Annotated in this window: 24 protein-coding genes; 11 read left to right on the top strand and 13 right to left on the bottom strand. The window is 64.3% G+C overall.

Going from position 1 to position 26,432, the window contains the following annotated elements; genetic code table 11:
- Nucleotides 1-20: 20 nt before the first annotated feature.
- On the bottom strand, nt 21-1,073 hold the full coding sequence (locus M2427_RS24970; RefSeq protein WP_280709418.1) for an Ldh family oxidoreductase: 1,053 nt from the start codon (nt 1,071-1,073) through the stop codon (nt 21-23).
- A gap of 296 nt (nt 1,074-1,369) precedes the next feature.
- Between M2427_RS24970 and M2427_RS24975 the strand changes: the two genes are divergently transcribed.
- A complete protein-coding gene (locus M2427_RS24975; RefSeq protein WP_280709419.1) occupies nt 1,370-5,485 on the top strand; it encodes a GAF domain-containing protein in 4,116 nt (1,371 codons plus the stop codon).
- A gap of 13 nt (nt 5,486-5,498) precedes the next feature.
- Here the strand turns inward: M2427_RS24975 and galE are convergent, their stop codons facing one another.
- From galE to M2427_RS24995, 4 genes are all read right to left on the bottom strand, one after another.
- Nucleotides 5,499-6,491 (bottom strand): UDP-glucose 4-epimerase GalE, encoded by a 993-nt coding sequence (gene galE / locus M2427_RS24980; protein WP_280709420.1) that lies wholly within the window; start codon nt 6,489-6,491, stop codon nt 5,499-5,501.
- A 19-nt stretch (nt 6,492-6,510) separates the two neighbouring features.
- Nucleotides 6,511-7,317, bottom strand: coding sequence for a WecB/TagA/CpsF family glycosyltransferase (locus tag M2427_RS24985; RefSeq protein ID WP_280709422.1), 807 nt, complete (start codon nt 7,315-7,317; stop codon nt 6,511-6,513).
- The gene (locus tag M2427_RS24990) at nt 7,310-9,586 is read right to left on the bottom strand and encodes an exopolysaccharide transport family protein (RefSeq protein ID WP_280709423.1); all 2,277 of its coding nucleotides are present in this window, start codon (nt 9,584-9,586) and stop codon (nt 7,310-7,312) included. Before M2427_RS24990 ends, M2427_RS24985 begins: the two co-directional genes overlap by 8 nt.
- Nucleotides 9,587-9,883: 297 nt before the next feature.
- Complete coding sequence (locus tag M2427_RS24995; RefSeq protein WP_280709424.1) at nt 9,884-10,669, bottom strand: methyltransferase domain-containing protein; 786 nt, start codon at nt 10,667-10,669, stop codon at nt 9,884-9,886.
- A gap of 390 nt (nt 10,670-11,059) precedes the next feature.
- Between M2427_RS24995 and M2427_RS25000 the strand changes: the two genes are divergently transcribed.
- A complete protein-coding gene (locus tag M2427_RS25000; RefSeq protein WP_280709425.1) occupies nt 11,060-12,088 on the top strand; it encodes a glycosyltransferase family 2 protein in 1,029 nt (342 codons plus the stop codon).
- Here M2427_RS25000 and M2427_RS25005 read toward each other — a convergent pair whose 3' ends face one another.
- Nucleotides 12,089-13,009, bottom strand: a complete 921-nt coding sequence (locus M2427_RS25005) for a glycosyltransferase (RefSeq protein ID WP_280709536.1) — start codon at nt 13,007-13,009, stop codon at nt 12,089-12,091.
- A gap of 273 nt (nt 13,010-13,282) precedes the next feature.
- Here M2427_RS25005 and M2427_RS25010 point away from each other — a divergent pair, with 273 nt between their 5' ends.
- The 4 genes from M2427_RS25010 (at nt 13,283) to M2427_RS25025 (ending at nt 18,010) form a co-directional block, all read left to right on the top strand.
- A complete protein-coding gene (locus M2427_RS25010; protein WP_280709427.1) occupies nt 13,283-14,350 on the top strand; it encodes a glycosyltransferase family 1 protein in 1,068 nt (355 codons plus the stop codon).
- Between the two features lie 39 nt (nt 14,351-14,389).
- Nucleotides 14,390-15,742: an O-antigen ligase gene (locus tag M2427_RS25015; RefSeq protein ID WP_280709428.1), complete on the top strand. Its 1,353-nt coding sequence runs from the start codon at nt 14,390-14,392 to the stop codon at nt 15,740-15,742.
- Nucleotides 15,743-15,894: 152 nt separating this feature from the next.
- A complete protein-coding gene (locus M2427_RS25020; protein ID WP_280709429.1) occupies nt 15,895-17,043 on the top strand; it encodes a GNAT family N-acetyltransferase in 1,149 nt (382 codons plus the stop codon).
- Between the two features lie 82 nt (nt 17,044-17,125).
- Complete coding sequence (locus tag M2427_RS25025; RefSeq protein ID WP_280709430.1) at nt 17,126-18,010, top strand: methyltransferase domain-containing protein; 885 nt, start codon at nt 17,126-17,128, stop codon at nt 18,008-18,010.
- A gap of 264 nt (nt 18,011-18,274) precedes the next feature.
- Here M2427_RS25025 and wrbA read toward each other — a convergent pair whose 3' ends face one another.
- On the bottom strand, nt 18,275-18,874 hold the full coding sequence (gene wrbA, locus M2427_RS25030; RefSeq protein WP_280709431.1) for an NAD(P)H:quinone oxidoreductase: 600 nt from the start codon (nt 18,872-18,874) through the stop codon (nt 18,275-18,277).
- Between the two features lie 139 nt (nt 18,875-19,013).
- A complete protein-coding gene (locus M2427_RS25035) occupies nt 19,014-19,712 on the bottom strand; it encodes a pirin family protein (RefSeq protein ID WP_280709433.1) in 699 nt (232 codons plus the stop codon).
- A gap of 117 nt (nt 19,713-19,829) precedes the next feature.
- Between M2427_RS25035 and M2427_RS25040 the strand changes: the two genes are divergently transcribed.
- From M2427_RS25040 to M2427_RS25050, 3 genes are all read left to right on the top strand, one after another.
- Nucleotides 19,830-20,765, top strand: a complete 936-nt coding sequence (locus tag M2427_RS25040) for a LysR family transcriptional regulator (RefSeq protein ID WP_280709434.1) — start codon at nt 19,830-19,832, stop codon at nt 20,763-20,765.
- A gap of 148 nt (nt 20,766-20,913) precedes the next feature.
- Nucleotides 20,914-21,900 carry a tripartite tricarboxylate transporter substrate binding protein gene (locus M2427_RS25045; RefSeq protein WP_280709435.1) on the top strand — a complete coding sequence of 329 codons (987 nt, stop codon included), beginning with the start codon at nt 20,914-20,916 and terminating at the stop codon, nt 21,898-21,900.
- Between the two features lie 96 nt (nt 21,901-21,996).
- Nucleotides 21,997-22,350 carry a hypothetical protein gene (locus M2427_RS25050; protein ID WP_280709436.1) on the top strand — a complete coding sequence of 118 codons (354 nt, stop codon included), beginning with the start codon at nt 21,997-21,999 and terminating at the stop codon, nt 22,348-22,350.
- 11 nt (nt 22,351-22,361) lie between these two features.
- Here the strand turns inward: M2427_RS25050 and M2427_RS25055 are convergent, their stop codons facing one another.
- The 5 genes from M2427_RS25055 to rpsU form a co-directional block, all read right to left on the bottom strand.
- Nucleotides 22,362-23,195, bottom strand: a complete 834-nt coding sequence (locus tag M2427_RS25055; RefSeq protein WP_280709437.1) for an adenylate/guanylate cyclase domain-containing protein — start codon at nt 23,193-23,195, stop codon at nt 22,362-22,364.
- 55 nt (nt 23,196-23,250) lie between these two features.
- Nucleotides 23,251-23,718, bottom strand: coding sequence for a YbaK/EbsC family protein (locus M2427_RS25060; RefSeq protein WP_280709438.1), 468 nt, complete (start codon nt 23,716-23,718; stop codon nt 23,251-23,253).
- A 113-nt stretch (nt 23,719-23,831) separates the two neighbouring features.
- Nucleotides 23,832-24,569: a haloacid dehalogenase type II gene (locus M2427_RS25065; RefSeq protein WP_280709439.1), complete on the bottom strand. Its 738-nt coding sequence runs from the start codon at nt 24,567-24,569 to the stop codon at nt 23,832-23,834.
- Nucleotides 24,570-24,744: 175 nt separating this feature from the next.
- Nucleotides 24,745-24,981: a hypothetical protein gene (locus M2427_RS25070; RefSeq protein WP_280709538.1), complete on the bottom strand. Its 237-nt coding sequence runs from the start codon at nt 24,979-24,981 to the stop codon at nt 24,745-24,747.
- A 122-nt stretch (nt 24,982-25,103) separates the two neighbouring features.
- Nucleotides 25,104-25,379 carry a 30S ribosomal protein S21 gene (gene rpsU, locus M2427_RS25075; RefSeq protein WP_280709441.1) on the bottom strand — a complete coding sequence of 92 codons (276 nt, stop codon included), beginning with the start codon at nt 25,377-25,379 and terminating at the stop codon, nt 25,104-25,106.
- A gap of 481 nt (nt 25,380-25,860) precedes the next feature.
- Here rpsU and M2427_RS25080 point away from each other — a divergent pair, with 481 nt between their 5' ends.
- Nucleotides 25,861-26,070, top strand: a complete 210-nt coding sequence (locus M2427_RS25080) for a cold-shock protein (RefSeq protein WP_280709442.1) — start codon at nt 25,861-25,863, stop codon at nt 26,068-26,070.
- Between the two features lie 96 nt (nt 26,071-26,166).
- Nucleotides 26,167-26,409: a transcriptional regulator gene (locus tag M2427_RS25085; RefSeq protein WP_280709443.1), complete on the top strand. Its 243-nt coding sequence runs from the start codon at nt 26,167-26,169 to the stop codon at nt 26,407-26,409.
- Nucleotides 26,410-26,432 lie beyond the last annotated feature (23 nt).

Below are 26,432 nucleotides of genomic sequence, written 5' to 3' on the forward strand. Positions count from 1 at the left end.
CTGTTGTTCTCCGGATTGCGTCAGGACAGATCGAGGACGGTGTCGAGCCGGTATTCGCGGGCGAGCGCGCGCAGCTTCTCCCAGGTCGCATCCTCGACCTCGATGCCGTCGCGCAGCCGATGCTGCTCGCGCAGGCCCTCGATCTCGCCGGGGTAATAGACGCCCTTGCTGCCTTCGGACGGCGGCGTCGATTTCAGGTAGCGCGCAAATTCCGCGACCTCGCGCTTGAACTCCTTCAGCGGGCGGAACGCGGCGACGTTGAATACCGCCATGAAGCATCCGTCATTGTGCCGACCCGTCGGCTCGACGCCGAAGCCGAGACCGGTCAGCAGGCCACAGAGCACCTCGACCATCGCGGCGAGACCGCTGCCTTTGTAACCCTCGGTGCCGCCGAGCGGCAGCAGCGCGCCGCCCTTGCGATATTGCGTCGGATCGGTGGTGTGCCGCCCTTCGGCATCGATGATCCACCCCGTGGGGATCTCCTCGCCGCGCGCGACCGCGAGCTGGATCTTGCCGGCCGCGACCGCCGATGTCGCCATGTCCAGATAGAACGGCGCCTCCAGATCGGACGGCACCGCGATCGAGATCGGATTGGTGCCGAGCCGCGCCTCCTTGCCGCCGAACGGCGCGACGAGTTTTGGCGAGCGCCCGGAGTCTGCCGTCGCAATTCCGATCATGCCCTCGCGCATCGCCATCAGCGGATAGGTGGCGAGCCGGCCGACATGGCTCTGCCTGAACACGGTGCAGGCGGCGACATTCGCCGTTTTTGCCTTCTCGATGGTCAGCGCCATCGCCTTGGCGTTGACGTGGAAGCCAAAACCCCAATGGCCGTCGATCACGGTCGTGGTCGGCGATTCCTGGACGATGGTCCAGGTGGCGCCGGGGACGATGTGCCCGGCCTTGATGCGGTCGATATAGGTCGGAACGGCAATCACGCCGTGGGAGTCATGGCCGGCGAGATTGGCGTTGACGCAGCCGATGGCGACGGCGTCGGCTTCTTCCTCGGAGGCGCCGGCGGCACGGAGCAGCGCAGCGCTGACGCGCGTGAGGCGGTCGGCCCTAACGATCGGCATGGCGTTCCCTCGGCTTTGGTGCCCTTAACGGGCTGTTCGTTGGATGCCATCGTCTCAAAGCGGGGATGCGATATCAATCTCCCGTAAACCAATACAGGGCTGCAAATTCGTAAAGAGAGCGCGCCTCTGGTCGAAGACTCCTGCCGTGCGGCGGTATTCCCGACAGTCTGACACCTGTCGTTCGCAGCTTGTTCACTTTGATCGGTGGTTTGCAGCGCGCAATAACGACCGTTTAGGCCATGGCCGTTCATAAAGAACCCGGGAAAATTAGGCAGAAATGCCCGGGAGTTGAGATCGTGCAGACGACCCTCGCGCGCACCTTTGCAGCGTTGAGCGCCATCAACGAAGCAATCCTCTACGCGAAATCGCCGGACGAGCTGTACCAGAAGGTCTGCGACGCCGGGTTTTCGAGCGGGGACTTTTTGGCCGTCGCCGTGTTCCTGGTGGGACCGGATGGCGGGCGGCTTTGTTTTGCGGCGGGCTGCGGCGACGACGTCGAGCGGCTGCGCGCGATCGAGATCACGACTGACGCCGGAACACCCGAGGGATCGGGCGTCGCCGGCGAGGCGTTTCGCGATGGGAAGCTGTGTGTCAGCAACGACTATCTGAACGATCCGCGCTCGCTGGCGTGGCGCGAGGGTGCGGCCAAGGCCCATATCGGCGCGGCTGCGGCGCTGCCGCTGCTCTGCAACGGCAAGAGCGTCGGCGTGCTGCTGGTGACCCGCAGAGAGGCTGGCTCGCTGAGCGAGCAGATGGTGTCGCTGTTCGAGCGCATGTCGGCCAATATCTCCTATGCTTTGGAGAATTTCGCGCGCGAGACCGCGCGCCAGACCAGCGAGCGCGCGACGCGGCGGCTCAACCGCATGTTCGGCGCGATCAGCGCCACCAACGAGGCCATCCTGCGCGCCAAGACCGAGCAGGAGCTGTATCAGCTCGTTTGCGACGCATCCGTGTACAGCGGCAAGTCGTTGGCGACGATCGTGTTGCTTCGCGAGCCGGATTCGCACTGGATGAAGCCGGTCGCCTCCACGGGAGAGAATCTCGAGCTCGTCACCCAGGCGCGCTATTCGATCGATCCGGACAATCCCTACGGCAGGGGCATCTCCGGCGAGGTGTTCCGCACGCAGAAGGCCATCGTTGAGGACGATCTTGCCAGTCGCACCAAGGGAACGGTCTGGGCGCAGGCCAACATCAACACCGGCGTGGCCGCCTGCGTGGTCGCGCCGCTGATCAAGCATGGCAACAGTGTTGGTGTGCTGCTGTTCTTCATCAGCCGGTCCTGGGCCAAGGACCAGGAGATCGTCGCGCTCCTGGAGCGCATGACCGAGAACGTCTCGTTCGCGATCGAGAATTTCAGCCGCGAGGCCGAGAAAGCCAGGATCGCCGCCGAAGAAGAGCGGCTGGCGCGCATGTACGCGGCGCTCGGCGCCACCAATGAAGCTATCCTGCGGGCGCGGTCACGGAGCGATCTGTTCGACCTCGTCTGCGAAGCGACGGCGCAAGGGGCGAAGTTCACTTCGACCTCGATTGCGCTGCTCGACGATGACGCCGGACTGCTTCGGATCGTCGCTTCTTTCGGACCGAACGCGCACGAGGTGCGGACCTTCAGGCTTGCGATCAGCGACAACGTACCTGAGGGACGGGGGCTGACCGGCACGGCGTTCCGCACGCGCCAGCCCTGCATCAGCAATGACGTCCTCGCAGACGACCGCATCAGGCCATGGCACGCCAGCGCGCGCCGCAACGGAATCGGGTCGTCCGCCGCGCTGCCTCTGTTCAACGGCGATAGGGTGGTCGGCATATTCCTGTTCAACTCGCCGGAGCGCGGCACTTTCACGGACGAATTCGTCGAGTTGTTGCGCAAGCTTCAGGCCAACGTCGCATTCGCGCTCGAAAATTTCGATCGCGCCGAGGAGAAAGCGCGGGCGGACAAGCAGCGCGACCGCCTGAGCGGCATGTTCGAGGCACTTAGCGCCACCAACGAAGCCATCATGCGTGCCAAGACGCGCGAGGAGCTGTTCGAGGTGGCGTGCCAGGCGGCTGTGCTGGGCGGCATGTTTGCCTCGACGACAATTGCGATGCTGGATCCGGACGGCGAGGTCGTCCGTGTCCTCGCAGCGAAGGGACTAAAATACGAGCGCATGCTCGGCCGGACCTGCGTCATCGCGGCTGGCCACCCCGAGGGTGAGGGTATCATCGGCACGTCGCTGCGGTCGGGTCGGCCCTGCATCTTCAACGACTATTTGAACGACCCGCGATCGGTGCATTGGCGCGCCAAGGCAGCTGAAGACGGCACGCGCGCGGCGGCGAGCTTTCCGTTGCTTCGCGCCGGTCGTGATCCCATCGGCATCCTCCTGTTCCACGCAACCGAGGAAAACACTTTCACGCCTGATCTGGTCGAGCTTTTGGCGCGGTTGGCGGAGAACGTCTCGTTTGCACTCGACAATTTTGATCGCGCCGAGGAGAAGGCCCGCAGCGAGGCGCAGAAGGAGCGTCTGACGCGCATGTTCGCGGCGCTGAGCGCCACCAACGAGGCGATTATGCGGGCGAAGTCGCGCACCGAACTGTTCGATCTCGTCTGCCTCGCGGCATCGAACGGCGCAAAATTCACCTCGACCACAATTGCGCTGGCCAAGGCCGACAGCGACCAGCTGGAGATCGTCGCCAGCGCCGGGCCGTCGTCCGACACCACGCGCAATGTCCGCCTCTCCATCGACCCCGAGCGTCCCGAGGGCCGCGGGATGAGCGGCACGGCATTCCGGACCCGGCAACCCTGCATCAGCAACGACTATCTCAGCGATCAGCGGGTCAGTGCCTTCCACGCGATCGTCCGCGGCGACGGCGCTCGGTCGGGCGCGGCATTCCCACTGATCGTGCACGACCAGGCCGTCGGCGTCATGATCTACATGTCGACGGAGCCGGCTGCTTTTACCGATGAGTTCGTCGAACTGTTGCAGCGTCTCGCCGACAACGTCTCCTTCGCGATGGAGAATTTCGATCGGGCCGAGGAGAAGAACAAGGCGGACGAGCGAATCGAGTACCTCGCCTCTTATGACAGCCTGACCAATCTGCCCAACCGCGAGACGTTCAACGGGTTATTGCGCGAAGCGATCGAAGCAGCGCAGCGCCGGGAGCACCAGTTTGCGCTGCTGTTCATCGACCTGGACCGGTTCAAGGTCATCAACGATTCGCTCGGCCATGAAGCCGGCGATTTGCTCCTGCTCGAGATCGCGGATCGCTTGCGCCGCGTGCTGCGGGCGAGCGACGTGGTGGCACGGCTGGGCGGCGACGAGTTCGTGGTGATCCTCGACCAGTGCGGCGAGATTGACGACGTCCAGCGCATCTCGGCCGAGCTGCTCACCGTGCTCGGCAAGCCGATGGAGCTGGCCGGTCATGAGTGCCACACCACGGCCTCGATCGGCATCGCGATGTATCCGGCCAACGGCGCCGATGCCCAGACGCTGACCAAGAACGCCGACATGGCGATGTATCTCGCCAAGGAGGACGGCAAGAACGGCTATCGCTTCTTCTCGAATGAAGTGAAGACGCAATCGATCGAGCGCCTGTCGCTCGAAAGCGCGCTGCGCCGGGCGCTGGAGCGCGAGCAGTTCTCGCTGAACTACCAGCCCAAGGTCGACATGGAGACGGGCCAGATCACCGGCGTCGAGGCGCTGCTGCGCTGGAACCATCCCGATCTCGGCAACGTCTCGCCGGCGCAGTTCATTCCGCTCGCGGAAGAGACTGGCCTGATCGTGCCGATCGGCCGCTGGGTGTTGAACGAGGCCTGCGCGCAGGCGATGGCCTGGCAGCGTCGCGGTCTGCTGCCGCTGTCGATGGCGGTGAACCTGTCGCCGCGCCAGTTTGTCGACGAGCATCTGCTGCAGGATGTCGACGAGGCCCTGGCGGCCTCCGGCATGTCGCCGGTGCTGCTCCAGCTCGAGGTCACCGAGAGCATGATGATGCGCAATGTCGGACGTGCGCTGAAGGTGCTCGACGCCATTCAGAGCCGCGGTATCAGGCTTGCCATCGACGATTTCGGCACCGGCTATTCGTCGATGTCGCTGATGAAGCATTTCCCGATCGACACGATCAAGATCGACCGCTCCTTCGTGCGTGACCTGCCGCACGATTCGGAGGACCAGGCGATCGCACAGGCGATCATCAGCATGGGCAAGGCGCTCGGCATGACCGTGGTGGCCGAGGGCGTCGAGAACGTCGAGCAGGAGGCATTCCTGCGCGCCCATGGCTGTGACGAGATGCAGGGCTTCCTGATCGCCAAGCCATTGCCGGCGAAGCAGATGGCCGAGCTGTTGCGGCCGATCGAGCTGCCGATCGCGCCGCCTCTCCAGCCGGAGACGGATATGGTCGTGGATGAAGTCGACGCTCCGCGGCTGAAGCGCGCCGTCGTCTGACGACTGCGATCGCCTAGCGCGATTTGAGCGGATGGGCCTTCTGGTGCCAGGCCCAGGCGGTGCGGATCACCGTGGCGAGGTCGGAATGGCGCGGCACGAAGTCCAGCACCTTTCGCGCAGCCGAGGGATCGGCGACGAGATAGGTCGGATCGCCGGCGCGGCGCGGCTTGACGGTGTGCGGCACCTCGCGCCCGGTCTCCTGCTTGATCGCGGTGAGGATCTCGCGCACCGAGAAGCCCGCGCCGGTGCCGAGATTGAAGCTGCCGCCGGCATGTCCGGTTTCGAGCAGCTTCAGCGCCGCGACATGCGCCGCCGCAAGGTCGGTGACGTGGATGTAGTCGCGGATCGCGGTGCCGTCGGGCGTGTCGTAATCGTCACCGAACACGGCGAACTCGACATGGCCCTGCAACGCCATCATGGCGCGCGGAATGAGGTGCGTCTCGTTGTCGCGTAATTCACCGATGCCGCCGGCCGGATCAGCACCGCTGGCGTTGAAATAACGCAGACAGAATGCACCGAAGCCGTAGGCCGCGCGGTAGTCGGCGAGCATGCGCTCGATCATCCACTTCGAAGCCCCGTAGGGATTGATCGGCGCACAGGGAAAATCCTCCGGCAGCGCCTTGGAATCGGCATTGCCATAGACCGCACCGGTCGAGGAGAACACGATGCGGTGGCAGCCGGCGTTGCGCATCGCCTGGAGCAGCGACAGCGTGCCCTGGACGTTGTTGACGTAGTATTTCTGCGGGGCGGTCATGGACTCGCCGACGAGGCTCGCTGCCGCGAAATGCATCACCGCCGTGACCTTGTGGTCGGCAAAGGCGCGCGCCAGCGTCGCGCCATCGAGCAGATCGCCCGTCACCAGTTCCCCGGCGACGAAGCTGCGATGGCCCGTTGTGAGATTGTCATAAACGACGGGGCGGTAGCCGGCAGCAGCAAGGGCGCGGCAGGCGTGCGAGCCAATATAGCCCGCGCCTCCCGTGACGAGAACAGTCGGCCGGTCGGTCATGTCGTACTACCTACTCTTCTCAGCGATTGAATGGCCGGTTGCGGCTGAAGAGAAGATAGATCGCGCGGGGGTTGGTGGTCAAATAGCGCCAGAACAGGCGACGCGGCTCGAGCCATGTGCGCCAGGCCCATTCAAGTCCGACCTTCTGCATCCATTTCGGCGCACGGGAGCGACTGCCGGACAGGAAGTTGAACAGACCGCCTGACGTCTTGATGACGCCGACATTGGTCAGCAGCGGCGTGTATTCCTCGACAAAGGCTTGCTCCGAGGGTATGCCGAGCGCGACCCAGAGGAAATCGGGCGCGAGCGCGTTGATCTCGTCGACCTTGGCCCGCAGCGCATCGTCACGGAGGTAACCGTGGCTGTATCCGACGATCTTGAGGTTCGGGTACATGTTCTGGACGCGTCTGACCGCCGCGGCGTTCTCTTCTTCGCTGGCGCCGAGCATGTAGAAGGTGCGACCGGTCTCCTCCGCCTTGCGCGCGACGACATGGAACAGGTCCGTGGTGGCGACGCGTTCCGGCAATGGAAACCAGGACTGCAGCCTCGAGGCCGCCACCAGCGGCTGACCGTCGGCATTGATCAGGTCGGCGGCGCGAAACAGGCGTTCGGTCTGCGGCTCGGTCGAGCAGCGCGCCAGCACTTCGCCGTTGGCCGAGGTCAGGTACAGGGGGCGCCCGATGCGATTGTCAGGACCGGTCGCCTCGATCATGAAGTCGGCGGTCGCTTCCAGGTCGAGCGCGGCCATGCGAAGGCCGCCGACGGTGATCCGCGGAACTTCGGCGGTTGCGGCCCGGCCGTCCAGATTGACGCGGCGCTCAAGCATATTGTTTGCCTCGTTGGCGCGTTTGAGTTGCGGCGGCGAGCTCGTCGAGTACGACGCCAACGAGCTTGCGTTGGGCGCCGCCGAGCGCGGCCAGGATCTCTTCCATGCTGTCATTGATGTCGAGGCTGGTCGGCAGCACCGCCACCAGCGCGTCAGTGACGTCGAGCAGCTTGCGGCCCGCCGCCGAGAGCGGCATGGCGGGGCCGTCGAGAACGACGAGATCATAGCCGCCGGCCGCGCGCGCCTGCGCGATCGCCTTGCGGGTGGCCTCAGTGGCCTTGGCGGCATCGCCTTCGGTTGCCGGCAGCACCGAGACGCCGTTGACGGTCTTGATCTCGCGCGTGGCCTTGCTGCCGACCGAGAGCCAGCCAAGCTTGCCCGGCTCGTTCTTGCCGGGGCGGTTGACCTTGTTCGACAGCGCGTGCGCCCCATGGTCGGCGTCGATCATCAGCACGCGACTGCCGTCGCGCGCGGCCGCGAGCGCGAAATTCAGCGCGGTCACGCTGCGGCCCGCGGTCTGTCCGGCCCCGACGAGCGCGATCACCGGCATCGTCTTGCCGCCGGCGCGGCGGGCCGTCGCCGCGCGCATGTCGCGCAAGGCATTGAGCAGCGTGGTCAGCGGAAATCCGGGACGCAGCGTCGGCCAACCGACGCGCGTCAGGTCGACGCCGCTGCCCGTGGCGAGAATGGCGCCGAGCGTGCGGATCACGTCGGCCTCCTGGAGGCGCGCGATCAGCGGCTTCTCGACCAGTGCCAGCGCCGGCGCGGCGGCTTCCAGTGGAGGCTTGGAAGTGTCAGGCGCAGGCATCCGCTTGCGGAGGACCGGCTCGGGAGCGCTCGCGCCGTTGAACAGATGCTCGGCTGCGACGAACCAGCAGGCGGCGGCAAGCCCGCCGAACAGGAAGCCGATCATCGCAAACAGGCTCATCGCCGGCGGGAACGAGCGACGCTGCGGCACCGTGGCTTCGCCGATGACGCGGGCGGCCGAGGTGTTCAGCGTTTCCTGCTCCTCGGTTTCGCGCGAGCGCTTGAGGAAGGATTGATAGACGTCGCGGCTGGCATCGGCCTCGCGCTCGAGCTCGCGCAGGCGCACGGCGGCCTGGCTGAGCTGCAGGCTCTGCCGCTTCTGCATTTCCAGCGCGCGGTTGAGCGATGCCTCATAGTCGCGCGCGCGCGTCAAATCGTTCTTGGCGGACAATGCGAAGCGCTCGATCTCTTCGTTGATCGTATGCTTGAGATCCTCGACCTGCTTCTCGGTCTGGCGCAGCGCCGGGTGCCGCGGTCCGAGTTCGGCGGTCTGCTCGGCGTATTTCTTGCGGGCGTCGGCATATTGGGCGCGGAGGTTCGCGATTGTCGGCGATTGCAGCGCCTCGGGGATCGCGCCGGCATCCGCCGCGGTTCGTTTGTTCGCCTCGATCTGGTCCAGCCGCGCCTGCGCGTCCATCGTCGCGGCGCGGGCCGCGGACAGCCGCTGGTTGCTCGAGGAGAGCTGTTGATCGGAGATCAGCGAGTCCTGGGTGCCGACGAAATTGTTCTGGGCCTTGTAGGTGGCAAGCGCCGTCTCGGCGGTGCGCAGCCGCTCGCGCAGCTCCTTTAGGCGACCGGACAGTTCACTGGTGGCGCGCCGGGCGGCCAGTGCCTGAGAATTGCGCGAGTCCAGGAGAAACGTGCTGGTCAGCGTGTTGGCGAGCATCGCCGCCTTGGCGGGGTCGGTCGACCAGACCTCGATGTCGACGATGAAGCTCTTCTCAGTCTTGCGGATCGTGATGTGCTTGTTCAGCGCATCGAGAGCGGCGAGTTGCACCTCCTTGGTGTCGGCGGAGGAGGGCGCGCGGAACTGCAGGCCCAAGAGGCCGAGCAGCGACGATGTCAGGCTCTTGGCGTCGCCGCCGCCGCCGAATTCCGGATCCTTGTCGAGACCTGCCTGCTGGATCACTTGCAGCAGCACGCTGTTGGAGGTGATCAGGCGCGCCTGGCTCTCTACCACCATGGACATGCCGGAGACGTCCTGCGCGCGCGGCGTGAGCTCGCGATCGACGAGCTGGAGCTCGCGCGGGTCGACGTAGAGTTGGGCGGTCGCGGTGTAGCGGGGCGTCAGGCTTTTGCCGGCGGTGACGGCGAGGCACGCGCCGATCAGCGCCGCGGAGGCAATCGCGATCTTGTGGCGCCACAGCAGATTGACGAGCTCCAGCACGTTGAAGCTGGCCTCGGATCTCCGCTGCGGGGCCTCCGATCTGGCCCGCTCTATCGGCTGGTTGTAGTCAAGCATAGTCCCCAGCTTTCATTCCAACGGCCGCGGGCTGAGGGGTTACTCTTCGCTTTACGCCTCGCACCCGGGATATGGGTGCGCAATCAACGCAACAGGGAAAATTAACCATACTCATTGAGGGACTATTCACCGAAATGGCAAACAAAGCGTTTAAGCGCGGGCCTCGATGTGCCGTGTCGTTGTGACGCTCTCCGCGTCCCGGCCCCTCAGTGATTAACAGTTGGTTACCATGCGGGCCTTGCGGCCCGCGCGCATGCGGCTTTCCAGCGTTGCGGCCAGCCTGCGCGCACATGGCGGTCAGCGTTTCCGCAGGATGACGTGATAGTCGCCGCGGCGGACGTCGGTGCCGCGCGGAAGCACTGCGTTCATCACCGCCGCGCCGGCGTCGACGAGGGCGGCGAACAGCGGCTTGCGCCGGCGCATCTCGGGATAGCGCGGGCTCTCGACTTCGCGGCGGTAGATCATCTCGAGGCCGTGCGCGGCCGCGAACGCCTCGAGCTTCGACAGCGTCACCAGCGGATGGAAGTAGGTCGGGAACGGCGGTTCGCCCGGTTGGCCGGCGTTCTTGATGCCGCGGATGTTCCGGTAGAACCAGACGTGGAACCAGTGCGGCGAATATTTGGTGACGACGCCCGAGAGCGAGTTCGGATTGGGCGCGCCGATCAGGATCATGCCTCCTTGCTTGAGCGCATCGCGGAAATTCACGAGCGCCGCCTCGACGTCGGGCAGGTGCTCGATCACGTTGTAACAGATGACGACGTCGAAGGTCTCAGGGCCGAAGCGATAGGTCTGAACGTCGCCGAGGATGGCATCGTCCGCGTAAGTGTTGTTGCGGACCTGATCCTCGTCGATGTCGACGACCGTCACGTGGCTGCGGCCGAGCACATCCATGGGCAGGAAGCTCGAAGAGCCGCCGCCGGCCTCGTAGATCGCAAGGCGGCCCTGCGGCAGCTCGCGGCGCAGCACCTCGTGAACGCCGAGCAGGCTGTCGCGGGCTTCGCCGGCGATCAGCTCGAGCAGCGCCTGGGTTTGCGCCGGAGCATTGGTCGCTGTCGTGAAGTCGATCGTGGCTGACTTGTTCATGTTCTCTGACCGCGCTTGTTCGATTCAAATTTACAGGAAAACTCTCTCGGCCTCGAAGAGCAAATCCAATGCCGCGCGCCCTGACCAGTTGAGGTGCTTACGGGCGGGTTAATCAGACCCTGCGTTAACTACGGCATTGTCCATGTTGCGCCGCTGGCGCGTGATGGACCACCAATTGCACTAGCACGCGCGTAGGATTTTTCAGGGAAAACGCGCGAAAGCGGTCAAGCGCATGATGCGACGCTTCATAGCCGCGATATCGGCGTCGTGGCTCGGCTATCGGCGGCGAAGCAGTCGTCCATTTTGGGACGCTTCTGTCCCGCGCAGCCGTGCCGTCACGGGACAGTGGATGCAGGGTTTTTTCAACATATCTCAGGCATTGAGAACGCAATGACGCTGATCCCGACAGATTTGTCCGCCAGCCGGATCTCGGAAACGTTGCGCGATCCCTTCAGGGAGATCGCCGCGAGCTCGCGCGTCATTGACCTTTCCGTCGGCATCGTCGTCTGCATTCCCTGCTTCCGCCGCCCCGAGCATCTGCGGCTGACACTGGACTCGCTGGTCAACCAGCGCACTCCACGCTCTTTCGCGGTGGTGATGGTCGAGAACGACGCGCACGGGCGCGCCAGCGCGCCCGTGGCCGCCGAATACCTCGCCGCCGGAAAGCTCCAGGGTATCTGCCTCGTGGAGAAGCGGCAGGGCAATTGCCAGGCGATCAACGCCGCGTTCGAGACGGCGCAGGCGCTGTTTCCCGCCGCAACCCGCTTCCTGATGATCGACGACGACGAGATTGCATCGCCCGACTGGCTCGAGCTGATGGTTCGCACGGCCGAGGCGACGGGTGCCGACATCGTCGGCGGACCGGTACTGCCGGTATTCGACGACGACAGCCGGCCCTGGCTCGCGCGTCATCCCGCGTTCTGCCCCGCCTATGACTACACCGGTGCCGTGCCGCTGATCTATGGCTGCGGCAATTGCCTGATCACGCGCGCGGCGTTCGATCGGCTCGGCAGCCCTGCCTTCGATCTGAATTTCAATTTCCTTGGTGGCGGCGATTGCGATTTCTTCTATCGCGGCCGTAACGCCGGGATGATCTTCCACTGGACGGCCGAGGCCGTCATCGCCGAGTCCGTGCCGAAGAGCCGTACCAGCATCAGTTGGATCGCGAAGCGGAGCTTGCGCATCGGTGCAATCAACTACCGTGTGCAGATCAAGGCCGCAGCGGGCGCGGTAGCGCGAGCGAGGGTGTTTTCGCAGATGCTTGGCCGGCTGCCGCTGTCGCTGTTTCGCTCGGTTCGCCTGCTGACATCCTCAAAGGCAATCGTCGCAATGCACCCCGTGCTGGTGGCTGTCGGTTCTGCGCTCGCCGCTTTCGGGTTCGATCCGAAGCCTTACAAGGCGTCGAAGATCGGCTCCTGACTAGATGCCGAACAGGGATAGTGCGATCTTGGCCGCGGACCGTGGCATCGCCTTGAGCGAGCGCTGCCCGATCATGCCGAGATAGGCGAGCGCCTCGCGATATCTGCCGAAGCGGACCGCCTGCATCGCCGAATAAGTCACGAGATGGATTTCGGCCGCCTGCCGTAGCTTTGGTACCGCGTCTTTTGGCAGTTGACCGAGGATCAGCGGATCGTCGAACACGCGCGCGACCGCCGGGAAGAAATCCTGCGGCGTCCGTAGCGCGGCGCTCATCGTGTTGGTCGTGTGCAGGCGGTAGTCGAGCAGAAGCTTCGGCACATAGGCGAACTCGCCTGTTGCAGCGAGGCGGCACCAGCAATGCCAGTCCTCGCAATAGCGGAGCGAGACGTCGAAGCCGCCGCTGGCGCGGAAAGCATCAGTGCGGACCAGCATGATGCCGCCATTGACGATGAAATTGCCACGGGCAAGGCGCTCCAGCACGTTGCCGGAGGGCTTTTGGCGGCCCTTCAACAGGTCACGGCGGCCGATCGTCCGTCCTGCACTGTCGATCGTGTTGTAATCGCCATAGACCAGCACGGCGCGCGGCGCGGATTTCGCCGCCATCAGCAGCGTCGTCACCGCATCGGGGCGCAGGCGATCATCGGCATCGAGGAAGACCAGCCAGTCCCCGTCGGCGTTGCGAGCGCCGAGGTTGCGCGCCGCCGATACGCCGCCGGTGTCGTTTGTCATCAGGCGCAGCCGCGGATCACGGATGGCGCCGACGATTGCCATGGTGCCGTCGGTCGAGCCGTCATCGACGACGATGATCTCGCTGACTTCGGCCTGCGCCAGTGCGCTTGCGATGGTCTCGCCGATATAGGCGGCGGCATTCTTCGCCGGGATGACGACGGACACCATCGGCGACGTCGCACGCACATCCATCTCCGCGGGCGCGGCGATCGGTGCTTCGAGCAAAGCGTCGGCGAGGGGCAAGCGAGGGCTCTTCGGGTTTAAGGATCTGTTAACCAGGCGGCTTTTCGAGCCGTCGCGGATGATACCCACATAACGATCAAATCGTTGTTGCGAAGGCCACCCCCGCAATCGGTTTCGTAGATTAGCGTTAAACCTGTGGCGTTAAGTCTGTCGCTGATTTCGAGAGGTGCGACAGCCGGTCTCATGCGAGAATGCGAGGCCTTGATGCCGCGGATGGATCCAGTGCCCGCCAAGACATTCGACTACGATCCCGACGACATGGTCCTCAACCTGTTCTACGAGGACAAGGACGATCGCTGGTTTCCGGGCGACCGGCACCTGCGGCGCATGGCACGCAAGATGCTGTTCGGCGAGCCGCGCATGAGCGGACAGCTGCGTGTGTTCCTCAATCTCTGCGCCGGGCTCGACCGGCTCGGCATCCGCTACCGCGTCAACGACTACGGCTACATCGCGCAGCATCCGGACGAGGTCGCCTGCATCATCGGCCGCACCTTCCTGCTCGACAAGTTTGTGTGGAAGAACCCGATCCTGCTCGGCGTTGCCGCGCACAACCATCCGCTCGACGATCCCGATCTGTTCAAGCGCCTTCCGGTCAAGAAGGTCGTGGTGCCCGGCGACTGGTATGCCGACATGTACCGGCCCTATTGGCCGGAGACGGAAGCCTGGCCGGTCGGCATCGACACGGATCTGTGGGCGCCGTCACGCCCGCGCGACAAGACCGTCGACGTCCTGCTCTACGACAAGGTCAGCTGGGATCGCGATCGCTACGTGCCGGAGCTGGTCGAGCCGGTTCGCCAGCGGCTGGTCAGGGAAGGCCGCACCTTCACCGAGCTGCGTTACGGCAGCTACAAGGAGGAAGACTATCAAGCCGCGCTGGCGCGTTCGCGCGCGATGATCTTCCTGTGCCAGAACGAGAGCCAGGGCATTGCCTATCAGCAGGCCCTGTCCAGCGGCGTGCCGGTGTTGGCCTGGGACCCCGGCGGCCCGTGGCCTGATCCCGACTATTATCCGCACCGCGTCCAGTTCGCGCCGGTCTCGTCGGTGCCCTATTGGGACGATCGCTGCGGCCTCAAATTCACTGACCGCGCCGGCTTCGAAGAACGCTGGACCGATTTCTGGGCCGGCTGCACCGCGGGTAGGTTCGATCCGCGCGGCTACATCATGGACAATTTGACGCTGGAGCAGCGCGCGCTGCAATATTACGAGATCGCGCGCGGCGTGGCGCGGCAGAGCCGGGTTTCCGCCGCCTCCGGCATGCTGGTTGACGGATGGTTAACGGGGATGGGTTAGACCTTTGAGGTCCCCCATCGTCCCGCCAGGCCTTGAGGCATGGATCGCCGCGCCGCAGATATGACCGACGTCGAGTCCCCCTCGCTTGGCGACGCGCTGCGCGACAAGCTTGCCAAGCTGAACGTCGTGCAGATGGCACGCTGCCTCGTCGTGGTGGCGGCCGTGCTGCTGGTCATGATCACGCTCGATCCGTTCCCCGACCTGCGCAGCGAGGACGTCGCCACCGTCGTCGGCGGCCGCATGGCGCTGAACTACATTACCTTCGGCCTGCTCGCGGCGGCCGGCGTGCTGTTTGTCCTCACCACGGACGCGCCCTCGCTGAAGACCCTTGTGACGCCCCTGCATCTCTGCCTCGTCGGCTGGATGCTGATCAACGTCATCTTCTCCGAGAGTCGGGAGGTCTCGATCCAGCGTTTCGTGCTCGCGGCGAGCGTCACCTCGCTCGCGATGATCCTGCCGCTGCTCCCGCCGACGCAGCGGAGCTTCAATCTGTGCCTTGGCGGTGCTGCGCTGGTGCTGCTGGTGGTCTGCTATCTCGGCGTCTTCTTCGCCCCGCAATATTCGATCCACAGCGTGCTCGACATCACCGAGCCGCAGCTCGCCGGCGACTGGCGCGGCAGCTTCGGCCACAAGAACGTCGCCTCGCCTGTCATGACCATCCTGGTCTATGTGGGCATTTACCTGTCAGCCGTCGGCTCCTTCGTGATGGGGCCTGCGATCGCTCTTCTTGCCGGCATCTTCCTGATCTTCACCGGCGGCAAGACATCGTCGGTGCTGTGCCTTGCGATCTATGCGCTGGCATCGCTGGTCTACGTCACGCGCAGCCTGTGGCTGAAGCGGATCATCTGCTTCACGCCACTGGTCGTACTGAACCTACTGACGGTCGGCAGCGTCATGAGCCCGGCGCTCGGCAGTATCACGCGGGCGCTTCCGATCGATCCCACCTTCACCGGCCGCTCGGAGATCTGGGAGTTCGCGCTAGCAGCCGTTGCGGAAAAACCGATCACCGGCCATGGCTATGCGGCGTTCTGGGACGGCGTGACCGAGCGACAGACCACCCAGGGCGCGGAGTGGGCGGTGAGCGCGGCGCACAGCCACAACAGCTATCTCGATCTCGCCGTCACCATCGGCCTGCCGGGCCTGCTGCTCGTCATCCTCATCTTCGTTCTCGCGCCGCTCCGCAATTTCCATGCGGCCCAGGCTCACAGCCGCAGCAATGCGCTCGGCAAGCTGTTCCTCACCATCTGGCTGTTCGGCCTGTATTTCGGGGCGACGGAGACCTTCCTGCTCGAACGGCAAAATCCGGTCTGGTTCATGTTCGCGCTCGCCGTGGCCGGCCTGCATTTTCTGGCGAGATTTCAGTGCGTCGAGCACCCGGAACCCGAGCGCTGACAAGTTGTCGCAGCCTTCGCGTTTCATATCGGGACACGGGAGACATGCGCGCGGGCTGACGGTATCGGCTTAACGATAAGCAGCGACGTAACTTGAGGTCTGCGACAAAACATAATCTATCTGGACATGTAATGTAACTGTATGCCTCGCAAATGGCGTTTCTCAGCGTTGAGCAACTAGACGGTCGGGTGTCGTCCAGCACGTCGGGAATCTCAGTCGATTTCATGCGTGACTGGCGGACGGCCGCATCGCGCCTGAACGCTGGCCATCGCACCGCGTTCCAGCATGGTTACTGGCTCGACGCCTGGTACAGGGCCTTTCACGACGTTGCGCCGCTGATCGCGATTATCACCGATACAGCGACCGGCAAGGACATCGCTGTCGTGCCGATGTTCAGCCATACGAGGCGCGGCATCCGCGTCGTCGAGTTCGCCGATCTCGGTGTCTCCGACAACAACGCCCCGATTCTGGCCGTTGATGCAACCTTCGATGCGGCGGGAGCACAGGCGATCGGCGCGGCGCTGGTCGATGCCTTGCGCGCCTTGCCCGATCGTTTCGACGTGCTGCGATTGAAAAAAATGCCGTCCTATGTCGGCGCCCGGCCGAACCCGCTGGTGTCGCTCGGCCGACCGGGATCGTCATCGCTCAACGGCAATCTGGTGATGACGGGTGACGACTACACGCAGTATCAGGCCTCGATCAAGCGCATGCAGATGCCGCGCTGCTGGCGCGTATTCAACCGCAACCCCGGGGCGCGGTTCGAGATCGCCACGGACGTTGCCCGCGCGCACGAGCTTCTTGACGTGATGGACGCCCAGCAGCAGGAGCGTATGCAGCAGCTCGGCTCGCGCTTCGTCCTCAACGATGCCGCCCATGCCGGCTTCTACCGCGACGTCGTCCGGCAAGGTGTTGCGGAAGGCTATGCGGTGATCACGGCCCTCGTCTGCGACGAGGGCATCGTCGCCACCACGCTCGGCGTCAGATATGGCGCGACCTATTTCCTGCTGCGCATCGGTCATGCCGGAAGGCGGTGGGCGAACTGCTCTCCGGGGCTGCTCGTCACCGAACGCACCATGGCGGCGCTGCATGCGCAGGGCGTGCGGCGCTTCGATCTCAGCATCGGCAATCACGACTACAAGCGGCGCTTCGGCGCCGAGCCGTTGCCGCTGACCGATGCCAGTGTCGCCCTGTCCTGGCGCGGATTGCCTTACGTCCTGCGTGACCATGTCGCGCAGGGCCTGCGCCGCCATCCGAAGCTCGCAGCCTTTGCGGCGCGGGCGATCGGCAAGGGCCCGCGCTAGAGCGGCCGACACCTGCGGGTTGCAAGGTCACTCGAATATCGCAATCGTTGTGTTATCGTTGCCTCCGCAGCCCGGAGGCGACATGGACGATCGTTCGACAAAATATCGCGCGTTCTTTGCGCAATTGATCTGCACTGCGGCCAAGGCCACGGACCCGCGTCTCGAGCAGGCCTTTCGCAACGTGAGGCGCGAGCCCTTCGCTGGACCCGGACCGTGGTCGATCTCGTTCGGCGGCCATCCCTATGTCGTGACGCCCGATGACGATCCGGCCTTTCTCTATCAGAACACGCTCCTCGCGCTCGATCCCGCACGCGGCGTCAACATCGGCATGCCGGGCGCGCACGCTTATTGGCTCAGTGGCACCGGCGTGAGGGAAGGCGAGACCGTGCTCCAGATCGGCGCGGGCACCGGCTACTACACCGCCATTCTTGCCGAGCTCGCCGGACCCGAGGGCCGCGTCTATGCCTATGAGATCGACGAGCGCCTCGCGGGGCTTGCGCGCGAGAATTTGAAAGACATCGCCACGGTCGAGCTGCGTGAGCGCTCGGGCATTGCGTCCGATCTTCCCAGCGTCGATGTGATTTATGTCTGTGCCGGCGCGGCGCAGCCGGCCACGGAATGGCTCGAGGCGTTGCGCCCCGGCGGCCGGCTGGTGTTTCCGCTCGCGCCCGAGGGTATGCTCGGCGGCATGTTGATGATCACGCGCCCCGAGCAGGGCGCTGCCTGGCCCGCCAAATTCCTGAGCCGGGCCCAGTTCATCGGTTGCGCGGGACTTCAGGATGCGGAGGCGGGTAAGCGATTGGCCGAGGCGTTCGCGAGGGGATGGGAGGTCGTGCAGTCGTTTCGGCGGGGGGAGGAGCCTGACGACACCTGTTGGTTCGCAGGCGACGGCTGGTGGCTGTCAACGGCGCCCGCATCTGCGCCGGCGGCGAGCATCCCCGCGCACGGCGACATCAGGCAGGCCTGAGCGGGTTCAAGATCCCTTGCACTCGGCGCAGTGAAACCGACCGCGCGAGGCACGAAACAGGCTGCGGCAATACCAGCGGCGCGCGAGGGCCTGGGCCGGCCTACGGATCATCTGTGCGATCAGGAGAAGTTCGAAAGCCATTCGTCTCTTGAGCCTTGCGTCTCGTAGATCCAGTCGTTCCTGCAGAGATAGATGGGGCGGCATTCCCGTCAGAGAATGCCGCCCGCGTCGCATCTGCCATGCAGCCGGTTGTGCGGCTTAAGCTTAACCGTGCAGCTTTTTCGCGGTCTCCGCGATCACGCGCCCTTGATAGCGCGCGCCGGCCAGCTCGTTGGCGCTGGGCTGGCGGCTGCCGTCGCCGCCGGTGATCGTGGTGGCGCCGTAGGGCGCGCCGCCGGTGACCTCGTCGAGCTTCATCTGGCCGGCAAAGCCGTAATTCATGCCGACGATCACCATGCCGAAATGCAGGAGGTTGGTGATAACGGAGAACAGCGTCGTCTCTTGGCCGCCATGCTGGGTCGCGGTCGCGGTGAAGGCGCCGCCGACCTTGCCGTGCAGCGCGCCCTTGGCCCAGAGCCCGCCGGCCTGGTCGAGGAAGTTCGCCATCTGCGAGGCCATGCGGCCGAACCGCGTGCCGGTGCCGACGATGATCGCGTCGTAATTCGCGAGCTCCTCGATCTTGGCGACGGGAGCGGCCTGATCGACCTTGTAATAGGAAGCCTTGGCGACCTCGGCCGGCACCAGTTCGGGCACGCGCTTGATGTCGACGGTGGCGCCGGCTTCGCGTGCGCCCTCGGCAACGGCATTCGCCATCGCTTCAATATGGCCATAGGCGGAATAATAGAGGACGAGAACTTTGGTCATGGTGGTCTCCGTTGGGTGATGAGTTTTGACTAGTTATTCGGGTCGTCATGCCCGGGCTTGTCCCGGGCATCCACGTTCTTGTTCGCACGTTGGAAGGCGTGGATGGCCGGGACAAGCCCGGCCATGACGGAGAGAGCGGTTACGCGGCGTCGACGAGCACGAGCTCGGAGTCTTCGAGTGCCGTGATTGTCAGCTTGCTCTCGTCGCGGATCGCGGCGCCGTCGCGGGCGTTGACGCGCACGCCGTTGATCTCGACTGCGCCGGCGGCGGGCACGAGGTAGAGGTGCCGCGCCTTCTGCGACTCATATTCCGCGCTCTCGCCGGCCTTCAGCGTGGTTGCGAGCACCCGCGCATCGGCGCGGATCGGCAGCGCGTCGGTGTCTTCAGCAATGCCGCTCGCGATGGTGACGAGCTTGCCGGAGCGGTTCGCCTTGGGGAACGGCTTCGATCCCCAGGTCGGCTGACCGCCGCGCAGCGTCGGCTCGATCCAGATCTGGAAGATCCGCGTCCTGGTCGGCTCGAGATTGTACTCGGAGTGGCGAATGCCGCTGCCGGCGCTCATCACCTGCACGTCGCCCGCTTCGGTGCGGCCCTCGTTGCCGAGGCTGTCCTGATGGGTGATCGCACCCTCGCGCACGTAGGTGATGATTTCCATGTTGGCGTGGGGATGGGCGGGAAAGCCGGTATTCGGCGCGATCTCGTCGTCGTTCCACACCCGCAAGGACCCATGACCCATGTTGTTCGGATCATAGTGGCTTGCGAAGGAGAAATGATGCTTGGCCTTGAGCCAGCCGTGATCGGCGCCGCCGAGTTTCGCGAAGGGTCTGAGTTCGATCATGGAAATTTCTCCAGTCCTGAAATCCTGATGGCCTCTTGGATAAGCCTCCATCTGTGGTATAGAAATAGAAACTGTTGAAACGCATTGTTTCCGTAAATATCCTCTGTGGACCGAGCCATGGCAAAACTCCCCGATTTCGAGGCGCTCGCGATTTTCGCAAAAGTCGTGGAGTTACGGTCGTTTGCGGGGGCTGCGAGCGAGCTTGCGACGTCCAAGGCGACGGTCTCCAAGGCGGTCACCCGGCTGGAGGAGCGGCTCGGCGCCAGGCTCTTCAACCGCACCTCGCGCCGGCTCGCGCTCACCGATGCCGGGCACAAGCTGGCCGACCGCGCGACGCGCCTGCTCGCCGACGGGGAAGCGGCCGAGAACGAGGCGCTGGCGCAATCGGTGGCGCCGCGCGGCCTGGTGCGGCTTGCGGTGCCCATGACGTTCGGCGTCAAGGCGGTGGCGCCGCTCCTGCCGGAGTTTTTCGAGACCTATCCGGAGGTCTCGGTCGATCTGCATTTGAGCGATGCGACCGTCGATCTGATCGGCGAAGGTTTTGACATGGCGGTGCGGATCGCGCGACTGGCGGATTCCTCCCTGATCGCGCGGCGGCTCTTCACCATGCCGCGTTTCACGGTGGCCGCGCCGTCCTATCTGAAGAAGCACGGCCGGCCGACGCATCCGATGCACCTCGCCGAGCACAAATGCTTCAGCTACGCCTATCTTTCGACGCCCAACGTCTGGCACTACACCAACTCGGCCGGCGAGCAGGCGAGCGTTCGTCCGGGCGGCCAGCTCCGCGTCAACAATGGCGAAGCGGTGATGCCGTCGCTGATCGCGGGCCTCGGCATCGCCGAGTTGCCCGAGTTCATCGTCGGCGAGGCGATTTCGTCGGGTGACGTCGAAGTGATCCTGAAAGACTGGAAGCAGGCCGAAGGCGCCGTGCATTTGGTGACGCCCCCCGGCGGCCCGCGCCCCGCACGCGTCGAAGCACTCGGCGATTTCCTCGCCGCCAAGCTGCCCGGCACGTGCAAGCGGAAGCCTCCCAGGAAAACGAAGGCGTCGTAGAGCGAGCTGCTTCAACGACCCTCGCCATTGCGAGCGCGCAATGACGGAGCTTGCTTAGACGGCATCGCTTACAAGCCGCTTTGCGTGCGTGGCGCGAGCCGCTACTCTCTCCGAACAAAGAACAAAATCATATTGGGGGAGGCTGCCCATGGACCGCCGTGACCTGCTGCGCGCCGCCGCGGCCCTGCCGCTTGCACAAAGCCTGTTTGCGCGACCGGCGCTCGCGCAAACCTATCCCGTCCGCAATATCACCATGATCGTGCCGTTCCCGGCCGGTGGCCAGGCCGACCTTGCGGCGCGCCCTGTTGCACAGGCGCTGGAGCGGATCCTCGGCAAGTCCGTCATCGTCGACAACCGCGCGGGCGGGGCCGGCGGATCGGTCGGGAATGCCGCGGCCGCGCGTGCCGAGCCCGACGGCTACACGTTGCTGATGACATTGTCCTCGCTCGCGGTGTTGCCCGAGGCCGACCGTCTGTTCGACCGTCCCGTCGCCTATGAAGTGTCGCAGTTCATGCCGATCGCGCGCGTGCTCGCCGATCCCACGCTGCTCGCCGTGCCGGCCTCCGCACCTTGGAAGACGGCGCAGGAGTTTGTCGAGGATGCGAAGAAGCATCCCGGCCAGATCACCTACGGCTCGTCCGGTCCCTACGGCACGCTGCATGTGGCGATGGAGATGTTCGCCAGCAGCGCCGGCATCAAGCTGCTGCACGTGCCGTTCCGCGGCGCAGGTCCCGCGCTGACCGCGCTGCTCGGCGGCACCGTGCAGGCGATCGCTGCGGCGCCGGGTACGCTGAAGCCGCAGGTCGATGACGGCAAGCTGCGCGTGCTCGGCAATTGCGGCGCGCAGCGCATCGCGAGCTTTCCTGACGTGCCGACCTTCCAGGAGCTCGGCTACAAGGATGTCGAGATGTACATCTGGGCCGGACTGTTTGCGCAGAGCTCGCTACCGGCGCCGATCGCGGCACGCCTGCGAGAGGCGATGGCCCAGGTGATGACGAGCCCGGACGTGCTCAGGACATTCGATGCCTCGGGCAGTCTCGTCGCTTATCAGGATGCGCCGGCATTCGCCGAATTCGTGGCAACCGATAGCGCGCGCCTCATCGCGGCGGTGAAGAAGATCGGCAAGGTGGAGTAGGTTCCGATTGCGGCTTCACATTTAGTTGTTGGTCCAGAACCGGCTCCCGCCTCATTGATTGATGAGAACCGGAGGCAATCAGGAAGGATCAGGACCATGCGAACAGAGCGGATTGCGCTGGGTATGGCGCTTGCGATCGGCGGCATCGTCGCGCAGAGCGCCTCGTTCGCCGAAGAATATCGCGGGACCATGGAGCAGCAGATGGCCTGCACGCCTGACGTCTGGCGTCTGTGCAGCGACCAGATTCCGGATGTGAGCCGCATCACCGCGTGTTTGCAGCAGAACACGCCACAGCTTTCCAGCGGCTGCCGTGCGGTGTTCCAGTCCAACAATCAGATGCCGGCGCAGCAACCGGTTCCGCGCAATCGCGCAGCTCCCCCACCGCGTTATAACAATGCGCCGCCGCCGCCTCAGCAGATGCAGCCGCGGCCTTACGACGATGATGATTAGCGCTCGCCTCGTCAGCGCTCGCTTTTGCTGCCGGACTCGGGTCGATGTCCAAGCACCGTCCGCATGATGGCAGCGAAGAGAATGACTGAGACTGGCCAGTGGAACCAGATTTTATGCGCGCCAGTGAGCAGGTTGATCAGAATGAGGAAGGCCGACACGGTGAGGGCCGCCGCGACCGGGCGGGGTAGCTTCCCCAGCCACTCCGAGACAGGATTCGTCGGCGCGGACGGTTGATGCCGGTCGCCAATCTGCGGGGCACGAGCCGTCTCCCGGAGAGTTGGGCTTCCATCGACCGGGAAGCTTCCTCGCCCTGTGGTCTGGCCACCCAGGGTCAACCGATAGCTGGTCAGCGGAGCAATGTTCTTCATGGGGCGCTGGCCGAGACAGTCAAAGCCAACCGATAATTTGTTGTGCACCTGATCGTAGACCGAGCTCGAGATCACGACGCCGCCGGGGTCGGCGAGCTCTTGCAGGCGTGATGCGATATTGACGCCGTCACCATAGATATTGGTGCCGTCCACCATGACATCGCCGAGGTTGATGCCGATGCGAAATCGCATCGGGTTCACCTGGGGCGAGTCCGAATCCTCATTGGAAATTTCCTGCTGGATTTCGACCGCGCATTGCACGGCCTCGACGACGCTGGCGAATTCGGCGATCACGGCATCGCCCCAGGTATTGACGATGCGGCCGTCATGACGCTCGACCAGTCGCGCCATGGCGGCGAAGTAGCGGCGGAGCGTCTCCAGCGTTCCGGTCTCGTCGGCTTCCATGAGGCGCGAATAGCTGTGCACGTCAGCGCACAGCACGGTGGTCAGGCGTCGTTTCACCTTGTCGTCGGTCATGGTTCTTACATTAGCCTCCCTGACCGGCAAATGCATCAGCTGTCCGGTGGCCGCCTTACGGCCTGACCTCGCAAACATCGACCCATTCGGCCGCGGTCAGCTCGGCCATCCGATCGGGGGTGATGCGTACGGCGCTGTGGGTCGAGCCGGCGGCCGGCACCACGATGTCGAATGCCTTCAGAGAAATGTCACAATAAACGGGGAGCGGCGATTTCAGCCCGAACGGGCAGACGCCGCCGACTTCATGGCCGGTGATGTCGGCGACCTCTTCCAGCCCCAGCATCTTCGGCTTGCCGCCGAACTGCGCCTTGACCTTCTTGTTGTCCATCCGCGAGGTGCCGGATGCGACGATCAGGATCACGCGCTCGCCGACGCGCAAGGATAGCGTTTTGGCGATCATGCCGGGCTCCACGCCATAGGCTTCGGCGGCTAGCGTCACGGTTGCCGAACTGATCGGGGATTCCATGACTGTGATGTCGGGGGCTTTCTCGGCGAAGAAGGCACGAACGGATTGCAGGCTCATTCCAGTCAGCTCATCAAAGACCTACGGGCGGGCGGCGATCCCCGGGTCATCCCTTGATGATCCCGGGGTCATCCCTGGATGATCCCCCGGGTCATCCCAGGATGATCCCCGGGTCATCTCTGGATGATCCCCGGGAGCTCCGAAAGCGAACGAACCCGATAATCCGGCGCAAGGCCGAGTTCGTCCATCTGGGTGCGGATCGCCTTGAACATGGTCAGCGGTGCCACGAGTTCGGTCTCGACGCAAGCCAGCGCCATGGCCTCCGGCGTCACCCGTTCGATCCAGGCGACGTTCAGCCCGAATGATTTCGCGCCGGCGACATCCCAGGGATTGGAGGAGACGAACAGGACTTCTTCAGGCGCGGTGCCGAGCACATCGCCGATCAGCGCATAGGCCTCTGGGCTCGGCTTGAAGGTCTTCCTGGCATCGACGCTGATGGTGGCATCGAGCAGGCGGTCGAGGCCGGAGTTGCGCACCAGCGCATTCAGCATGTCCGGGCTGCCATTGGAAAGGATAGCGAGCTTTCGCGGCTTGAGCGCCGAAAGCGCGGCCGTCGCGTCCGGATAGAGATCGAGATGCAGGTATTTCTCGATGACGCGCTCAAACGCGTCCTTCTCATAGTCGAGCCCGAGCACGCGCAGCGTATAGCCCAGCGAGTCGCGGGTGACCGCGGCAAAATCCTGGTAACGCCGCATCAGCGAGCGCAACCAGGTGTATTCGAGTTGCTTGATCCGCCAGACCTGCGTGATGATCTCGCCATAGCCCGGAAACGCATCTTCGGTGATCTCCGCGACCGACTGGATGTCGTAGAGCGTCCCGTAGGCGTCGAAGACGACGGCTTTGAGGTTCATGGGCTGTCCTTCCGGGCCCCTGTGGTCACAAGAACTCCGCTTGGGGGCGTGCGCTTGATCGTCAGCTTACCAGAGCGCAGCGGAGGTCGGCCACTGCAAGCGTTATCGGCGGCTTGTGACGATCAGCAGACAGGCTGCCAACGCCGGGAGTGGCCAAGCTGCAGCTTCTCACGTTTCACTGCGTTGTTCTGCTGCACCTGAAGATAAGCGCTGCCTGAAACACCCGTTTGGCATCGGTTCGCACCTCGACGGAAACGTCTCGACGCTCGTCCATGACTGCAATGTCGCGAGCCAGATCCGCCAGCGCGTGGGCCGCTTCCACCTCGGCTTCTTGCTGGGTGCCGAACTCCAGACCTTCCTCATCAGGATAGAGGCCGGTATCGTCCCTGATGTCGAAATAATAGCGGGTCACCGCGGCGGCTCTCTGAATTGGCACGGACGTCAACATCAGCGCCAATTGGCCGTTCCTGACCAATCGCACCGTTGACGCGTACGGACAGCACCGCTTCGCCGGTTCCGAGAGAATAGGCCGTGTCAGCCCGCCGGCCTGGAGGTCTGCGGCAGGGGCGGCCTGCGTTCAGGGAGCTTCTTCTTCGGCGGCGCCGGCAGCAAGCCTTCCCTGATCGCCTGTTTGCGCGCAAGCTTGCGGGCGCGCCGGATTGCTTCGGATTTTTCGCGCGTCTTTCGCTCCGAAGGCTTCTCATAGGCGCGCCGCTGCTTCATTTCGCGAAAAACGCCTTCACGCTGCATCTTCTTCTTCAGGACCCGAAGTGCCTGATCGACATTGTTGTCGCGGACCATAACCTGCATCGAAACTCCTCGCTGGGCTGCGAAATGGGACGACCCTGCAAGCAGCCAATTGCGCAGGGAACTCGTTGCGAATGGGAGAATGGGAGCAACCGCGGATGTCTTCGTCGGTTTCGAACGAGCAGATTTGCCCGTCACGGAGATGCGCGGCTCAGTGGCAGCGAGGTGACCACCCCCGCGCGGCCAAGTCAACCGATCAAGTCAACCGGCCAAGTCAACCGGCCAAGTCAATCGATAAGGGCCCTGGCCCGACCCGGCAGATCAGATCCGGAACTGCTCCCGGCCGGCGTCTGGATCGCCGGGCTGAAAACAAACTGGCAGCCTTCCTTGTAAAAGGGGCGAACAATGTATATGTTCGCTCTATTCGATTAGCCGCTGTGCCTTGTTGATCGTGCCCGCGGGCTCCTTTTCCAAAGACATCGACGAAGTTGAAACAGCCGCGTGAATGTCGCGCGGAATGCGCTTGTGCGCTTTGGAGAAGAAAATGACGACAGGTACCGTAAAGTGGTTCAATGGCCAGAAGGGCTTCGGATTCATCCAGCCGGACGATGGCAGCAACGACGTGTTTGTTCACATCAGTGCGGTCGAACGTGCTGGCCTTGGGGGTCTCGCCGAAGGCCAGAAGCTCAATTACGAGCTCAAGACCGACAAGATGCGGGGTAAAGTCAGCGCAGAAAACCTCTCGCTGGCCTGATCTCGTAGCGCCGTTTCACGGATGTACTGAAACGGCTTGTTGCCCGCTCGATCTCCGGATTGGGCGGGCTTTGCCTGTTGCTGAACGAGGTGAAGGATGAGTACCCGAAAGCCGGCAGTACCGTCACCTGAAGCAATCGCGCGCGCCGATCGTCAGCGCCTGGCGGCCGAAGAAGGCGTGCGCGCGATTGCGGATGTCGAGAGACAAGCCGTCGAGGTCCGCAAGAATATGGCGCGGCTGCGCCAGTTGCGCGAAGCCAGAGAAGCTGCGGACGCGGCTCTCGTGGCAACCGAGCCGGCGCCAGTGGCAAAGAAGCGGACGAGGAAGTCGGGGCGATAGCCCGATGCGACGAACGCCGAAGA

Source organism: Bradyrhizobium sp. BR13661 (genome assembly GCF_029892425.1).
Taxonomy (GTDB): domain Bacteria; phylum Pseudomonadota; class Alphaproteobacteria; order Rhizobiales; family Xanthobacteraceae; genus Bradyrhizobium.

Bases quoted from the DNA above. Each gene is read 5' to 3' on its own strand.
- M2427_RS24970 (WP_280709418.1), bottom strand. From the start codon at position 1,073: ATGCCGATCGTTAGGGCCGACCGCCTCACGCGCGTCAGCGCTGCGCTG.
- galE (WP_280709420.1), bottom strand. From the start codon at position 6,491: ATGACCGACCGGCCGACTGTTCTCGTCACGGGAGGCGCGGGCTATATT.
- M2427_RS24985 (WP_280709422.1), bottom strand. From the start codon at position 7,317: ATGCTTGAGCGCCGCGTCAATCTGGACGGCCGGGCCGCAACCGCCGAA.
- M2427_RS24990 (WP_280709423.1), bottom strand. From the start codon at position 9,586: ATGCTTGACTACAACCAGCCGATAGAGCGGGCCAGATCGGAGGCCCCG.
- M2427_RS24995 (WP_280709424.1), bottom strand. From the start codon at position 10,669: ATGAACAAGTCAGCCACGATCGACTTCACGACAGCGACCAATGCTCCG.
- M2427_RS25000 (WP_280709425.1), top strand. From the start codon at position 11,060: ATGACGCTGATCCCGACAGATTTGTCCGCCAGCCGGATCTCGGAAACG.
- M2427_RS25005 (WP_280709536.1), bottom strand. From the start codon at position 13,009: ATGGATGTGCGTGCGACGTCGCCGATGGTGTCCGTCGTCATCCCGGCG.
- M2427_RS25015 (WP_280709428.1), top strand. From the start codon at position 14,390: ATGGATCGCCGCGCCGCAGATATGACCGACGTCGAGTCCCCCTCGCTT.
- M2427_RS25020 (WP_280709429.1), top strand. From the start codon at position 15,895: ATGGCGTTTCTCAGCGTTGAGCAACTAGACGGTCGGGTGTCGTCCAGC.
- M2427_RS25025 (WP_280709430.1), top strand. From the start codon at position 17,126: ATGGACGATCGTTCGACAAAATATCGCGCGTTCTTTGCGCAATTGATC.
- wrbA (WP_280709431.1), bottom strand. From the start codon at position 18,874: ATGACCAAAGTTCTCGTCCTCTATTATTCCGCCTATGGCCATATTGAA.
- M2427_RS25035 (WP_280709433.1), bottom strand. From the start codon at position 19,712: ATGATCGAACTCAGACCCTTCGCGAAACTCGGCGGCGCCGATCACGGC.
- M2427_RS25040 (WP_280709434.1), top strand. From the start codon at position 19,830: ATGGCAAAACTCCCCGATTTCGAGGCGCTCGCGATTTTCGCAAAAGTC.
- M2427_RS25045 (WP_280709435.1), top strand. From the start codon at position 20,914: ATGGACCGCCGTGACCTGCTGCGCGCCGCCGCGGCCCTGCCGCTTGCA.
- M2427_RS25050 (WP_280709436.1), top strand. From the start codon at position 21,997: ATGCGAACAGAGCGGATTGCGCTGGGTATGGCGCTTGCGATCGGCGGC.
- M2427_RS25055 (WP_280709437.1), bottom strand. From the start codon at position 23,195: ATGACCGACGACAAGGTGAAACGACGCCTGACCACCGTGCTGTGCGCT.
- M2427_RS25060 (WP_280709438.1), bottom strand. From the start codon at position 23,718: ATGAGCCTGCAATCCGTTCGTGCCTTCTTCGCCGAGAAAGCCCCCGAC.
- M2427_RS25065 (WP_280709439.1), bottom strand. From the start codon at position 24,569: ATGAACCTCAAAGCCGTCGTCTTCGACGCCTACGGGACGCTCTACGAC.
- rpsU (WP_280709441.1), bottom strand. From the start codon at position 25,379: ATGCAGGTTATGGTCCGCGACAACAATGTCGATCAGGCACTTCGGGTC.
- M2427_RS25080 (WP_280709442.1), top strand. From the start codon at position 25,861: ATGACGACAGGTACCGTAAAGTGGTTCAATGGCCAGAAGGGCTTCGGA.
- M2427_RS25085 (WP_280709443.1), top strand. From the start codon at position 26,167: ATGAGTACCCGAAAGCCGGCAGTACCGTCACCTGAAGCAATCGCGCGC.